Here is a 15,033-nt window from a genome sequence, read left to right on the forward strand (position 1 = left end):
AGTATGTTGAGAATCAATAAACCCCGAACTTCTATATTGCAGGTGTTTATCTATAGGAGAAAACATCCCCTTGTTTTTGAATAGCTAATCTAAAAGCCCATGTTGCTGATAATACTCAAGAAAAGGAAGATTTAGTTATCTTCCCTTTTTAGTTCATCAAATTTTGCTTTCATCGTAGGGTTTCCATGCGTTAGTTTTTTGACAGTTAAGTCATTTGCTTTATTATTTGCTAGACGTAAGTTGTTCTCAGAAGAAAGTAGAGCATCTTTTGTTTTCTCCAGTTGCTTAATGGTTTTATCAATTCCATCAATGGCATCTTTAAAACGTTTACTTGCACGTTCATAATTTTTACCAAAGGCATCTTTAAAGGCATCTAATTCACTTTCAAAGTTGGTAATATCGATATTTTGTGCACGCATTTGTGCAACTTCCTGTTTGTAGGTAAGTGTGTTAAGTGCAGCATTGCGTAATAAACCGATGAGTGGAATAAAAAACTGCGGACGAATGACATACATCTTTGGATACTCATAAGACATATCTACGATTCCGTTGTTGTAGAAGTCATTGTCCATTTCTAACATTGAGACAAGCACAGCATACTCACAATTCTTTTTGGTACGATCACTATCTAATTTTTTTAGGTGATCTGTATTTTTCTTTTTTGTTGTAGTTTGATCTGCTTCATTTTTCATTTCAAACATAATCGAAATAACCTCATTACCCATATCATCAAACTCACGATAGATGTAATCACCTTTCGTACCTTCAACAGCTAAATTATCTTTTCCAAACTGTGCACTTGGAAAGGCTGTCGCACGAATTTTATTGAATTCATTTTCACAGTATTGCTCAAGTGATTCTCCAATCATTTTTGTCGATTGACGTGCTTTGAAATCCTTATAGGTTTCAACTTCCTCTTGTTTCAGGCGCAATTGTAACTCATATGTCTCTTTTAATGTTTGTTTTTCTAATTCACTTTCACGTTCTTTCAAGGCAACTTCATGTTGTACTTTTTCCAACTTGTTTTGGTTTTCTAATTCTAAAGCATGGAGTTTATTTTTGAGCTCCAATAGTTCTTTGTCTTTATCAGAAAGTGCATCTTTGATTGCATATTCCTTTTCTTTATCAAGAGCTTCACTTTTTGCTTGAAGTTCAGATATTTTCGCTTGTTGATTTGCAATTTGTTCTTGCATTTCTTGTTGCGCTTTATGGACAGCAAGCTCCTTTTCTTGTGCGCTTGCATCGATTTTTGACTGTAAATCAAGTAACTCTTGCTCTTTCTTTGAAAGTTCTTGACGTAATGTACCTTTTGCTTTTTCGTTTGCTAAATCCAAATCCTGTTGATGTTGTTTTTCTAATTGTTCGAGTTTTTCATGCAACTCTTGTGTAAATTCTTTATCTTTTACTTGTTTGAGAATATCGGCGTATCCAGCATCATCTAAAGCAAAGGTTTTGTGACAATGTGGACATTGTATGTTATGCATATCTATACCTCCTTAATTGATTGTATTATACCATTAATCGTGTCCGTTTATTTGTACAGACTTCAAAAGAATTGTAAAAATGTATATATAGTTTTAGGATGCATGGCATACATGACTTAATAAAAATTAGTGCATGTAAAAAAGGGGATGGCAATGTAACCTATTTTTGATACAATAATAGACAAGTAAAGATTGGGGATGAAATTATGAATGGAGTGTCAAAAAGCGAGTCCACGTCCATGACTGAAGGACCCATTTGGCAAAAAATCGTATTCTTTGCGATGCCATTGTTTTTAGGGAATACATTTCAACAGTTATATAATGCGGCAGATTCCTTGATTGTAGGTAACTTTTTAGGATCAAGTGCTCTTGCTGCTGTAAGTTCGTCAGGAAATTTAATATTTCTAATGGTTGGTTTCTTTAATGGAATTGCGATGGGAGCAGGAGTTGTTATTGCACGTTTCTTTGGGGCAAAAGATTATGATAGTATGTCTAGATCAATTCATACAACAATTGCTTTTGGTTTAGTTGCTGGTGTGTTATTAACGATACTAGGAACATGGTTAGCTCCAATAATGCTGGATTTGATGGGAACACCAGAGAAAGTCATGCCACAGAGTATTGAATATTTTAGGATATATTTTATTGGTTCTCTAGGGTTAGTCATGTACAATATTTTTGTTGGGATATTGCAAGCGATAGGGGATAGTAAACATCCACTATACTACTTAATTATTTCTTCATTAATCAATGTTGTACTTGATTTATTTTTTATCGCTGTGTTAGGTATGGGTGTTGGTAGTGCCGCTATAGCTACAATCATCGCACAATTTGTTAGTGCTTTATTATGTTTGCATCGTCTAACAAGAACCGACGATGTATATAAAGTAAATTTGCGTGAAGTACGTTTTCATAAAGAAGAGTTTAAATTAATTATTGATTATGGATTACCTTCAGGATTCCAAAATTCGATTATAGCGATTGCAAATGTAGTGGTGCAAAGTAATATTAACTTTTTTGGTGAAAATGCAATGGCAGGATGTGGAGCATTCTCAAGAATTGAAGGTTTTGCTTTCTTACCAATTTCTAGTTTTACAATGGCCTTAACAACTTTTGTTGGTCAAAACCTAGGGGCTGAAAACTATGAACGTACCAAAAAAGGTGCTAAGTTTGGTATGATATGTTCAGTCATACTTGCCGAAGTTATTGGAATCTTAGTATTTATATTTGCACCTGTACTTATTGCATTATTCAATAATGAGCCTGAAGTAGTGGCTTTTGGTACAGATCGAGCACGAACAGCAAGTTTGTTTTTTTGCTTGCTAGCGTACTCGCATTGTATATCTGCTATTTTAAGGGGAGCAGGAAAAAGCTTTGTACCAATGATCGTGATGATGATTTGCTGGTGTTTGATCCGTGTAAGTTTTTTAACGATAATGGGATACTTCTTCGAAAGTATTGTTAGTGTATACTGGGTATATCCACTAACGTGGGGACTAAGTAGTCTTTGCTTCTTTGTATATTATCACAAAGTTGATTGGATGCATGGATTTAAAAAAGAAGCATAGTGTGTTTTGAGTAAAGAACTTCCAACCGTAGATATTCGTGCTATACTAAAAATAGTAGAAGGATATGATCGTTAAAAGGGGGTATATTTATGCAAATTTCAAAAGACGATTTATTCAGAGCGTTTTGTGATATCGATGATGTAGACGGAATGTACTACAATACAGATGATCAAACAATTATGGTGGATGATGGAGATGGTCTCTTTTATGATGACGAAGTATATACTGTTGAAGATTTTGTCAGTCAATATGGAGATATTTTAATCCCACTTCCAAGTTCAAGAGAAATGAATGAAGCTAGTGTTGCGCGCGCTTTCATTAAACAAGAGCATGATGAAGCAAACCGACAAATGCTAGTTGATGCTTACAATAATGGTGGGCTTACTGGTTTTTTAGGAAAATTAAATGAATACAAAATGCAAAAATTATATCTTGAGTTCAAGCAACAAATCCAAAGAGATGAAGCCTTAGAGTGGGCAAAAGATAATGATATCGATGTGGTATAAAAGAAAGTCAGGCATAATGAATGCTTGATTTTTTTGTACATTTCTTTGATTTGTATATATGCGTCATACCATGTAAAATAAAATAAGAGGGGTTTAACATATGAATGAAAAAACAGGGGTTAATCAAAATAAAATTATTGAAGATGCAATTCGCATGTATGATGCGGGGTTAGTTGTACTTCAAGAAAAAGAAGAAGACACATATAAATTTATTGTCGATGGGCAAAATGTAGTCGTAAATAGCTTTACAGAAGAAATCTTACATTGTGATTGTGGAGCATGTACTCCATATGCAGATTGCGTACATGCAATTGCTGCATTACTTTGGATTGGAGATCAAGAAAGCGATAATGACCTTGAAAATTTAGAGGTGGATTATGACATTATTGAACTCGTGGAAAGTACCGATTATGAGTTTGTAAAACAGTTTGCATGTGCCGTATTGCATGATAATCCAAGTTTGGTAGAAATGTTTAAAGCGATACGTGATGAACGAGATGAATTGCTTGATGAAATAGAGAATACAAGCTTCATGCATACATTAGAAGTATTATTTAATCGCTACCGTAATAGTGATGATACATACTATAATGTTGATGGATTGCTCGATGATTTAGATGCAATTGTCGACGAAGAAGCAAAAAGTTTAATCGAAGATGAACAAATGTCATCTGTACTTGAAATGGCGAAAATCGTCCACATGTTTTTGATGAATATCGATGAAGCGTATATGGAACGTGTTGGCATGTCATATGACCATCTGTTGGGGTATGTAGGTAAGTTTTCACGCAAACTACCAGCTAGAGAAAAAGATGATGTGTTTACAGCACTAAAGGAAATCGTTGTTGAGTATGGATTTGGTACATATACCTATGTAGCAGAGGATGTGTTTATAGAAGAGTTTTCAGACGTCAAATATTTAAAAGAAAAGATTGATGTTTGTTTTGAGAAAATACAAGAGAGTGCCATGCTTGATGATAAAGATATGAATGATATGTTATATTCACGATGGATGAGTAATATCGTTGGATTATACTTGCAAGCAGGATATGGTTTAGAAGATATCCAAGAAAAAGTAAAAGATGAGTATGACAATACAATGACAAGAGCGATTCTTATCGAAGCTGGAAAAAAGACAAAGGCATACCCATTTGTAAAACAAGTACTGATGGATTCTATTGCATTGGATCAACAGCATAGTTATCTTGTGAAGAAGTATGAAAAAGAATTGGAACGAATTAATAAATTAAATGGAACACAGTTAAATTAGAATAGGAGAATAAGTTATGGATCATGAAGTAAATATTCATGAAGTATTGCAACTTGCTGGATATGATATCTTTCAAGGAAAAAGCGCATTACTTACAGCAGGAGGAAAAGATCATTTCAATATGATGACGATTGGTTGGGGAACTGTTGGGATTATATGGAATAAAAAAGTGGCAACAACCTATGTTCGAAGAAATCGATTTACCTACAATTTTATGTTGGCGAATGATTTTTTCACCATTAGTATGTTTGATGAAAGCTATGAGAAAGACTTATTATATCTAGGTCAAACTTCAGGTAAAGATGGAAATAAACTTGCTAATACTTCATTGCACGCATATGAATATAAAGAAGGCATTATGGCTTACAAAGAGGCAGACATCACACTTGTTTGTCGTAAGTTACATGTGCAAGACTTATCCATAGTGAATCATGAAATTCATAATCAATTCTATACAGTTGAACCTGTACATACAGAGATCATGGGTGAAGTGATTGCTGTTATTGATAATCGAAGTAAAGATAAAACTAATAAATAGTTTTCTTTTCAACAAATTACAGTCTTGGTACTTGTAATTTATAATTAAGGTGATATAATCACATCAACAATCAAATATTTTGATAGAGGTTGCAAATCTTTAGAATCTATAAGTAGAAGACATTCAGTGACTTATAGAAGGCGGAAATTTGCCGAATATTATGTGTAGGTATATGCATGATATGGGGGTATGGCGAAGAACCATATCACTGTTTACGTTATGTAAGAGCGCTATCTACTTTTCATTTTCTATGTCAGTAGGCTTGTGCTTTTGCTGGCATTTTTTAGTTGGAGGATATAGGATGAAAAAATTACGATTGGGCTTTCTTTGCTTATTTGCACTTGCAATGCTAGTGGGATGTCAAGAACAGAAAGCACGAGTAAATGACGAAAATACATTTGTTGTTGGAATGGAGTGTAACTATACACCATTTAACTGGCAAACAATGAACGCTACAGATACATCAGTATCAATTGGTGGTGCGGGATATTGTGATGGGTATGATGTTATGATTGCTCAAAATATTGCCGATAAACTAGGACAAGAAATTGAAATCAAAAAGCTTTCATGGGAAGGGTTGCTACCTGCACTAGAATCTGGTGAAATTGATGCAATTATTGCAGGTATGACAGCAGATGAAACTAGAGAAAAAGGAATTGATTTTACAACACCATACTATGAATCAGAAATGGTTATGATTACTCGTGGTGATGGGGAAGAAGCGAGTTATGATGATATTCAACAATTTGGTGGAAAAAACATCATTGGTCAAAAAAGCACAAACTACGATACCGTCATTGATCAAATAGAAAATGTACAGCATGCTACACCAAAAGCGACATATCCTGAGATGGTTGTTGCTTTACAAAAACATGAAGTGGATGGAATTACAGCGGAACTTCCAGTTGCGCAAGGAGTTGTCGCATCAAACCCAGATTTAACGATTGTGCACTTTGCAGAAGATAAAGGCTTTGATATTGATACAAGTGTTTCCATTGGATTGAAAGAAGGAAGTCGTGGAGCAGAGTTCTATGAAAAAGTTCAAAAAGCTCTTGATGAAATTAGTGATGAACAGCGTGTTGGATACATGGAATCCGCACGTAAAAATCAACCTGAAACAGGTGAACCAACAGATGGTATTGCTATTAAAGATCAAGGGTTCTTCGCGAAAGTAACAAATATCGCAAAAGAGTATTGGCCATTATTTGCTTATGGTGTACAAATTACGTTGATTTTAGCTTTTGTAGGTACATTATTTGGATTACTTATTGGACTACTACTTGGAACATTGCGTAGCTTCACAGTTGAAGAAAGTGATTCCTTGCTTGTAAAAATATGTAAAAAGATTAGTCATGCATTTGTAGGTTTTTATGTTTGGGTGCTTCGTGGTACGCCAATGATGGTTCAAGCATTCTTCCTATACTATTTACTAAAACCAATCCTACAATGGACACCATTAACAGCTGGTATGATTATTATTTCTGTAAATACAGGAGCATACATGGCAGAAATCATTCGTTCAGGGATTCAATCAATTGATAAAGGACAAACAGAAGGTGCACGTAGTATTGGAATGACAAACCTACAAACAATGATGTTTATCATTTTACCGCAAGCGATTAAAAATCAATTACCTTCAATTGGAAATCAATTAATTGTAAATATTAAGGATAGTAGTATGTTAAATGTAATCGGTGTTGTTGATTTATACTTCCAATCAACAAGTGTTGCTGGTTCAGTATATCAATTCTCAGAAACATTCTTTGTTACTAGTTTGGTCTACTTATTCCTTACAACGATTGCTACGGTGATTTTAAATCTAATTGAAAAACGTATGGGACATCCAAAAACGTTAGAAAGAGGAGTGTAATATGGATACTACAATTATTAAGGTTGAGCATTTAAAGAAATCGTTTGGTAAACAAGAAGTCTTAAAAGATGTAAATTTCCATATTGATAAAGGGGAAGTCATCAGTATTCTTGGATCTAGTGGAAGTGGGAAAAGTACACTACTTCGTTGCATTAACTTATTAGAAAATCCTGATGGAGGATGTATTTACTTCCATGATAAAGATGTGAAAAGTCTAGAGTTAAACCAATATCGTTCAAAAGTTGGGATGGTATTTCAGAGTTTTAACTTATTCGATAATATGAATGTTTTAGAAAACTGTATGATAGGACAAATCAAAGTTCTAAAAAGAAACAAACAAGAAGCGAAAGAAAAAGCGATGTTGTATTTAGAAAAAGTTGGTATGAGTGACTTTGCTTCTAAGCCTAGTACACAACTATCTGGAGGACAGAAACAACGTGTCGCAATCGCACGTGCATTATGTATGGATCCAGAAGTATTGCTGTTTGATGAACCAACTAGTGCACTTGACCCAGAAATGGTTGAAGAAGTATTAAAGGTTATTCAAGACTTAGCAAAGGAAGGTCTAACGATGGCGATTGTTACACACGAAATGCAATTTGCTAAAGATGTAAGTAAACGAATCATCTTTATGGATCAAGGAGTAATTGTAGAAGAAGGAACTCCTGAAGAAGTGTTTGAACATACGAAACATGATCGAACAAAAGCTTTTTTACATCGTTTTAAACAATAATAAAAATGAATGTATATAATGAATGAAGCTCATGCTTATGTGTGGGCTTTTTTTATGTTTATGCTTATAATGAATAGAGGAGAAGTGAATGAAAAAGAAATTAACATTGTTTGGATTTTTTACTTTGACTGCATCCATGTTGATGTCTGCAGATGAATATCCGGCTTTTGCTCAATCTGGAATGGTTGCTGTTATTTTTTTAGTAGCGGCAGCTTTTGTTTGGTTTTTGCCAGTTGCATTATGTTCTGCAGAAATGGCGACCATCGATGGCTGGGAAGAAGGTGGGGTTTTTACTTGGATTAAAAATGCATTAAATGAAAGAATGGGATTTGTTGCTGTATGTATGCAGTGGCTTCAAAATACCATCAACTTCATTACGATGCTTTACTTTATTATTGGAGCATTATCATTTGCCTTAGACATGCCAAGTTTAAATACGAATCCAGTATTAAAATATATAATATTCTTACTGATATTTTGGGTGTTAACATTTTCTCAACTTGGAGGAATTTCAAAAACAGATGTTATTGTTAAAGTGTGTTTTATCGGAGGAATTATTATTCCTTCAGCTATATTTTTAATTCTAGCAGTTACATACTTGGTGCAAGGACATCCATCACAAATTGATTTGTCACTAGTTACGAACATTGAAAATATTGAACATTCATTTTCAATTAGTAGCTTTGTTCCATTTATTTTAGCTTTTGCTGGAATTGAAGCTAGTGCAAGTTATGCAAGCAATATGAAAAATCCAAAACGCGATTATCCAATTGCGATTCTAGCATTAGTTTTCTTTGCAGTTGCTCTAGATGCGTTAGGAGGATTAGCTGTAGGTATTGTTGTACCTGCTAACGAATTATCTTTAAATAGTGGAGTATTGCAGGCAATTCAAATTGCAATAGAGCAAGTCATTCCAAGTTTATCGTTTTTGATTCGAGTTGTTGCATTATTGCTAGTTCTTGGAATGGTTGGAGAAGTTAGTTCATGGGTCGTAGGACCTGTTCGAACATTGTATGCTGTTGCTCAAGACCAACTATTGCCTCCATATTTTAAAAAAGTGAATAAAAATGGAGTACCTGTTCGACTTGTGATGCTGCAAGGAGGAATTGTAAGTGTTGTAGGTGCAATTCTTACATTACTGTTTGGTGGAAATAATGGTGCATTTAAAATTGCTATGTCATTAACTGTTATGATGTATATGGTGACATACATTTTATTGTTTGTAAGTTACTTGCGTATTATCTTTACCAAAAGAGGAGTACATCGTGACTTTCAAATTCATGGTGGCAAATATATGAAGTTGCTAGTTGGTGGTGTTGGTTTAGCATCAACAATTGTTGTATTTATTGCAACTTTCGTACCAAGTGCTGATGTACTTGCCTTAATGAGTGCGAAACAATATGTCATGATCACTACTGGAATGTTTCTTGTTGTGTTAAGTCTGGTTCTTATTTCGTATCAACACGAAAGCAAACGTGTTGCAAATACGAAGAAAATGACACGAAAGTTAAAACATTATGAAATTAATAAATGGATCTTTCCAAAAGCAAGAAGTATCCATCACGTTAAAAAAAATCTAGTTGATGAGAACTAGATTTTTTTTACAAATTCACTTTTTAGCTTCATGATACCAAAACCATCAATGCGACATTCAATGTTGTGTCCATCGTTAGCATCAATTAAACGAATGTTTTTTGCTTTGGTTCCCACTTTTAATGCGGAGGAACTTCCTTTAACTTTTAAGTCTTTGATAATACTGATAGAATCACCAGCTTGTAGTATGTTTCCATTTGCATCTTTGACTTCGTTTTGACTTGCTAGCAGGTCGGTATCAGTTTGTGTCCATTCATTGCCACACATTGGGCAAACAAACAGTCCACGGTCCTCATACGTGTAATTCTCATTACAGTTAGGACATGCAGGTATATCGGCCATGTTTTTTCTCCTTTTTTCGTTGAAAGTATATCATATAAATAAGGAAACACCTATATATAAACGACTATTTCTTAAGTGTGTTATATGTTTACATATATGATAAGTTGTTTAAAAAGATATGTTTCATCACTAGCTTGCTATGGTACACTTCTTCTTGTATGAAATTCGGGAGGAACTATGTTTAACGATGGAATTGAGGCAGTAAGCAAAACTGCAAAAAAGAAAGCGAAACTATTATCGGCAAATCCAGCTGGATACACGGTATCAAGTATGATTGCAGGAATGTTTGTTGGGTTTGCTGTTTTATTATCTTATACAGTTGGTGGACAACTTGCAGGTTCTGCTTTTACAAAACCAATGATGGGTGCATCCTTTGGAATTGCACTAAGCTTAGTAACAATGGCGGGTGGTGAACTATTTACTGGGAATGTGTTAGCGATGGTGATTGGGTGGATACAAAAAACTGTCACAACAAAACAAGTGATTAAAGTGCTCGTAGCTAGTTTCATTGGTAATTGGATTGGTTCAATTATTCTTGCATTCTTATTTGTTGGTACTGGATTAGATACTGGACCGGTTGGTGAATTCATGGCACATGGGGCGATGGATAAAATGCATGGTTCTGCTGTTGAATTACTTTGTAAGGCAATTTTATGTAATACGCTTGTATGTCTAGGTATGTGGTGTTACTACAAGATGAAAAGTGAAAGTGGTAAACTAATTATGTTGTTTTGGTGTTTATATGCCTTTATAACAATGGGTTTTCAACACTGTGTAGCTAATATGACACTGCTAAGTGTATCTTTAATTCATCCTGGTGACGTTCTTGTGAGTATCGAAGGATACTTTTATAACATTGGAATTGTAACGATTGGAAATATAATAGGAGCAATTGTATTTGTGGCCTTACCATATTCATTGATTGCGATGAGAAACATTGAAAGTGAGTAAATATGCTCGCTTTTTTTATAAGATTTTGTTTGGCAACTATAAGAACTTCTTTAGTTGTTTTTATTTTATAACTGCGTACAATGATAGTGATAAATATCACGAAATGGAGAATGTTTATGAAAAAAGTTATTGCTATGTTACTTACTTGTTTTATTTTATTTGGTTGTCAAAATGCAACACAAAACAAGGATGAGAAAAATACAGTTGTAAGTGTTACAGACAGCATTGGAAATAAAGTAACGGTTGCAAAAGATGCAAAGCAAGTTGTTGTACTTGGAAGTTCATGGGTTGATCTTTATAAACTTGCAGGTGGAATGCCTGTAGCAACAACAAGTGATGCAAATCGTTTTGATTATATTAATGGAAATAAAGATGTCGAAATTGTAGGGGATGTAAAGAAACCAAACTTGGAAAAGATTGTCGCTTTACAACCAGATCTTGTTATTTTAGGTGATGATTTAGCTGGACATAAGGCGCTAACAACATCATTAGAGGAAGCAAGTATTCCTGTATTTGTCACAAAAGTGGAAAAGTTTGATGATTATCTAAACGTATTAAAAAGTTTTACGATGATTACAGGAGATACAGATGCGTATCAAGAAAAAGGGGTAGCAGTAAAACAAGATATTGATAATTTGCTAGCCCAAATTCCTACTTCAGAAAAAGAGAAGCAAACTGCTTTATTTATGCGAGGATTTTCAACGAATGTAAAAGCAATTGCAAAAGACCATACAGTTACTGATATATTAGATGTAATCGGAATTGAAAACATTGCGCAAAAAGATGACTTTCCATTAGATACAATATCAATGGAAGCGATATTAAAAGAAGATCCTGATTACATTTTCTTTACAACTATGGGTGATGAAGCAAAGGCAAAAGCAAACATTAAAAAATCGTTGGAGGATGATCCTGCATGGTCTACATTAACTGCTGTGAAAGAAGGACATGTATATTATTTAGAAAAAGATTTGTATCATTATAAACCGAATTCACGTTGGGCTGAAGCGTATGAATATATCCTACAAATTGTGTATCCAGATGTTTTCCAATAAGAAATTCAATCGGTTTATAGTGCTAGGATTTCTTGTGCTTATCTTGCTTGTACTAGCAAGCATTTCCTTTGGTTCAAGTGAGACTTCCTTTCAAGAAGTTTGGGACTATATATTTCACCATACCAATGCAACTGTAGGAAACATATTATGGTATGTACGAATTCCGCGAACTATAGCAACGATTTTATGTGGAAGTGCACTTGCCGTAGCTGGATTGCTATTTCAGTCTGCATTAAATAATGCATTAGCATCCGCTGGAACGATAGGTGTCAATTCAGGAGCTGGTCTCTTTGTTGTCTTAGGAGCGATTTTATTTCCTGGAGTTTTTGTAGCTAAATCTATCTTTGCCTTTGCAGGTTCTTTGCTAGCTGCAATTCTTATATTCTTTATTGCTAGAAAAAATGTATCAAAATCAACAATCGTAATGGCTGGAGTTGCGATATCTAGTTTGCTAACTGCTTTCAGTGACACCCTAATTACTTTATATCCAGATACAGTGATGGACAAAAGCACCTTCTTCATTGGTGGTTTTGCACATGTACAAAGTGTAAGTCTACCATTTATTGGATTCGTAGTAATTGTTTGCTTAATTGCATCATATGTCTTAGCAACACGGATGAATGTGTTGATGCTAGGTGACGAGATGGCAAATTCATTAGGACTTCCAGTTGTTCGAACTCGTTATATGTTAATATTCATCGGTGCAATTTTAGCAGCATGTAGTGTTAGTGTTGGTGGAATTCTAAGTTTTGTTGGTTTGCTAGTTCCGCATATGATGCGTTCTCTATTAGGTAATGATCATCGATACTTACTGCCTGCAACACTACTTGTAGGTGCAATTCTTGTTCTTGGCTGTGATTTGTTAGCACGACTAGTTTTTGCACCATTTGAAATTCCGGTTGGGATTTTTTTGTCGTTTTTAGGTTCTCCATTTTTCTTGTGGTTAATTTTAAGTCGATGCAAGAGGTTACAAGTATGATGAAAGTTTCACAACTGAGTGTAGTTTTAGAACATCACCAAATTTTGCATGATATATCTCTTGATATTAGACAAAGTTCATTTACTTGCATTGTTGGGAAAAATGGAAGTGGAAAAAGTACTTTACTAAAAGCGATGAATCAATATCTTTCCTATACAGGTACAATCATGTTAGAAAGTAAAGATATTACACAAATATCAAAAGAAGAACGCGCGCGTATGATGTGTTATTTACCGCAACAAAGAAGTATACCAGACATGAATGTAGAACAACTGATATCACATGGTCGCTATCCACATCTAGGATTTTCAAAGACACTACAACCACAAGATATAAAGCTAATTCAACAAGCTGCTAAAAAAGCTGAAGTAGAAAACTTACTACATAGAAATTTGACTTCACTGTCTGGTGGGGAAAGACAACGTGCATATATTGCAATGATGATTGCACAAGATACTGACTATATTTTATTAGATGAGCCAACAACGTTTTTAGATGTAGAATATCAACTGGATATTATGGATTTACTTCATAAGTTAAATAGACAAGGAAAAACAATTATTATGGTTGCTCATGATTTACCACAAGCCTTTTCCTATGCTTCTGATATCGTTTTAATGGACCAAGGACGTATCATAAGTCACTCAAAACCAGATGAGTTGATTCAAACAGATGAAATATATCACTGCTTTGGTGTTCATGTTCGTTTGTCACAAAATCCAAATGATTTATATCGATATACATTTGAAAGGTAGACTATGGCTATAAGTACTGATTCTTCCATCACTTTGTTTGATGGTATTAAAGCAGATTCGTATAAAAAAATAGAAGAATCTGCAAAAGTATGTATAGTAAAAAAAGGAACATGCTTATACAACGAGCATCAAGAAGTGGATGATTTATATATTTTGCTAGAAGGTGCAGCTATTGCATACAAGAAAACAAATGATTTAGAGCGTCGCATTTTATTTATTCATCGTAAAGGTGAAATTATGAATGAGGAAATCTTAGATGGACAAAAAAGTAGTAGTTCAACGCAATGCATTACAGATGTGCGTTTGTTAGTTATTTCGTGTGAGAGTTTTAAACAAGTATATATGCATGATGAAGTTTTATTAAATCATGTAATGGAACATATGAGTTTACGTATTCGACGGATGTATCATATGAGTAAAAATGCAACAAATGTATTACGACTGGATAAGAAAATGGCTGCAAGATTATGGAAGCTTGCCAAGGATTTTGGAAAGGATACATCAGAAGGTCGAGAGATTGATTTTCCATTATCGATTACTCTGCTTTCTGAATTTGTTGGTAGTACACGTGAAAGTGTATCTAGACAAGTTAAAGTATTACAGGATGCTGGTTATTTAATAATGAAGAAGAAGCGATTCATTATTTGTGATATGAATCGAATATGTGCATACGCACAAAGCTAATAAAAAAGGACGATGTATATGAAATTCATTCATATGACATTGTCCTTTTTAGAATGTTGATCGATTTGCACAATAATATTGATATACGGTTGCACAAACTTCGCAGTCAGCAACGGCCCTATGACTTATCGCGACAAGTCCAAAAAACTCTTTTAACGTACTAAGTTGGTGATTTCCACAAATTGACTTAGGGATTACACGTCTAGCCAAAGTCACTGTGTCAATAACAGGATTCGTTAATGAAGGAAGATTTGCAGCAGTGCACTCTGCATCCATCATACCAATATCAAATGCAGCATTGTGTGCAACAAGTGGTAAGTCTTCAATAAAAGTTAGAAAGTGTTCATAAACTTCATGGAATAAGGGAGCATCAGCAACATCTTGATTCGTGATTCCAGTAAGATTGGTAATAAATGAAGGGATGTGTACCATTGGGTCAATAAAACACTGAAACTCATCAACCATCTCATGATTTCGATACTTGATTGCACCAATCTCAATGATTTTTGAGGATGAACTTGTTCCTGTTGTTTCTGTATCAAATACGATATAATCACTTGGCATATCAGCGTTAAATGATTCCTGGTACTTTAATGTTTGATATAAACTTTTTGGCTTAATTCAACCAGTGCATACCAAGTCTCGATAAATCACTGATAAGTACTGAATAATTTATGTGTCTTTAAAGCATTTCTTGTGATGGTA

Annotated in this window: 15 protein-coding genes and 1 pseudogene; 13 read left to right on the top strand and 3 right to left on the bottom strand. The window is 34.4% G+C overall.

What is annotated here, in order from left to right; genetic code table 11:
• Positions 1–131: 131 nt before the first annotated feature.
• Positions 132–1,484: a DUF2130 domain-containing protein gene (locus tag EDD63_RS10465; RefSeq protein ID WP_134171203.1), complete on the bottom strand. Its 1,353-nt coding sequence runs from the start codon at positions 1,482–1,484 to the stop codon at positions 132–134.
• A gap of 206 nt (positions 1,485–1,690) precedes the next feature.
• Here EDD63_RS10465 and EDD63_RS10470 point away from each other — a divergent pair, with 206 nt between their 5' ends.
• The 8 genes and pseudogenes from EDD63_RS10470 (at position 1,691) to EDD63_RS10500 (ending at position 9,563) form a co-directional block, all read left to right on the top strand.
• Positions 1,691–3,052, top strand: coding sequence for an MATE family efflux transporter (locus EDD63_RS10470; protein WP_134171205.1), 1,362 nt, complete (start codon positions 1,691–1,693; stop codon positions 3,050–3,052).
• An 89-nt stretch (positions 3,053–3,141) separates the two neighbouring features.
• On the top strand, positions 3,142–3,558 hold the full coding sequence (locus tag EDD63_RS10475; RefSeq protein ID WP_134171207.1) for a hypothetical protein: 417 nt from the start codon (positions 3,142–3,144) through the stop codon (positions 3,556–3,558).
• 100 nt (positions 3,559–3,658) lie between these two features.
• Complete coding sequence (locus EDD63_RS10480; RefSeq protein WP_134171209.1) at positions 3,659–4,828, top strand: hypothetical protein; 1,170 nt, start codon at positions 3,659–3,661, stop codon at positions 4,826–4,828.
• A 16-nt stretch (positions 4,829–4,844) separates the two neighbouring features.
• Positions 4,845–5,366 (top strand): flavin reductase family protein, encoded by a 522-nt coding sequence (locus EDD63_RS10485; RefSeq protein WP_134171210.1) that lies wholly within the window; start codon positions 4,845–4,847, stop codon positions 5,364–5,366.
• A gap of 301 nt (positions 5,367–5,667) precedes the next feature.
• Positions 5,668–6,483 (top strand): annotated as a pseudogene (locus EDD63_RS11615) (transporter substrate-binding domain-containing protein); the annotation flags it as partial.
• Between the two features lie 63 nt (positions 6,484–6,546).
• The gene (locus EDD63_RS11690) at positions 6,547–7,236 is read left to right on the top strand and encodes an amino acid ABC transporter permease (RefSeq protein ID WP_424945043.1); all 690 of its coding nucleotides are present in this window, start codon (positions 6,547–6,549) and stop codon (positions 7,234–7,236) included.
• Position 7,237: 1 nt separating this feature from the next.
• The gene (locus tag EDD63_RS10495) at positions 7,238–7,969 is read left to right on the top strand and encodes an amino acid ABC transporter ATP-binding protein (protein WP_134171214.1); all 732 of its coding nucleotides are present in this window, start codon (positions 7,238–7,240) and stop codon (positions 7,967–7,969) included.
• Positions 7,970–8,057: 88 nt separating this feature from the next.
• Positions 8,058–9,563 (top strand): amino acid permease, encoded by a 1,506-nt coding sequence (locus EDD63_RS10500; protein WP_134171216.1) that lies wholly within the window; start codon positions 8,058–8,060, stop codon positions 9,561–9,563.
• Here EDD63_RS10500 and EDD63_RS10505 read toward each other — a convergent pair.
• Positions 9,560–9,904, bottom strand: a complete 345-nt coding sequence (locus tag EDD63_RS10505; protein WP_134171218.1) for a zinc ribbon domain-containing protein YjdM — start codon at positions 9,902–9,904, stop codon at positions 9,560–9,562. The two genes, EDD63_RS10500 and EDD63_RS10505, sit on opposite strands and share 4 nt — an antisense overlap.
• A 177-nt stretch (positions 9,905–10,081) precedes the next feature.
• Between EDD63_RS10505 and EDD63_RS10510 the strand changes: the two genes are divergently transcribed.
• From EDD63_RS10510 to EDD63_RS10530, 5 genes are all read left to right on the top strand, one after another.
• The gene (locus EDD63_RS10510) at positions 10,082–10,855 is read left to right on the top strand and encodes a formate/nitrite transporter family protein (RefSeq protein WP_134171220.1); all 774 of its coding nucleotides are present in this window, start codon (positions 10,082–10,084) and stop codon (positions 10,853–10,855) included.
• Positions 10,856–10,971: 116 nt separating this feature from the next.
• Positions 10,972–11,910: an ABC transporter substrate-binding protein gene (locus EDD63_RS10515; protein WP_166667625.1), complete on the top strand. Its 939-nt coding sequence runs from the start codon at positions 10,972–10,974 to the stop codon at positions 11,908–11,910.
• Positions 11,867–12,889: a FecCD family ABC transporter permease gene (locus tag EDD63_RS10520; RefSeq protein WP_134171224.1), complete on the top strand. Its 1,023-nt coding sequence runs from the start codon at positions 11,867–11,869 to the stop codon at positions 12,887–12,889. The genes EDD63_RS10515 and EDD63_RS10520 overlap by 44 nt, the downstream gene beginning before the upstream one ends.
• The gene (locus EDD63_RS10525; RefSeq protein WP_166667626.1) at positions 12,886–13,644 is read left to right on the top strand and encodes an ABC transporter ATP-binding protein; all 759 of its coding nucleotides are present in this window, start codon (positions 12,886–12,888) and stop codon (positions 13,642–13,644) included. The genes EDD63_RS10520 and EDD63_RS10525 overlap by 4 nt, the downstream gene beginning before the upstream one ends.
• Before the next feature lie 3 nt (positions 13,645–13,647).
• Positions 13,648–14,328 carry a Crp/Fnr family transcriptional regulator gene (locus EDD63_RS10530; protein WP_134171228.1) on the top strand — a complete coding sequence of 227 codons (681 nt, stop codon included), beginning with the start codon at positions 13,648–13,650 and terminating at the stop codon, positions 14,326–14,328.
• 48 nt (positions 14,329–14,376) lie between these two features.
• On the opposite strand, the gene EDD63_RS10535 is transcribed toward EDD63_RS10530, so the two are convergent.
• Positions 14,377–14,892: a 3'-5' exonuclease gene (locus tag EDD63_RS10535; RefSeq protein ID WP_134171230.1), complete on the bottom strand. Its 516-nt coding sequence runs from the start codon at positions 14,890–14,892 to the stop codon at positions 14,377–14,379.
• Positions 14,893–15,033: the final 141 nt, after the last annotated feature.

This window comes from Breznakia blatticola (assembly GCF_004365815.1).
In the GTDB taxonomy this organism is placed as follows: Bacteria; Bacillota_I; Bacilli_A; order Erysipelotrichales; family Erysipelotrichaceae; genus Breznakia; species Breznakia blatticola.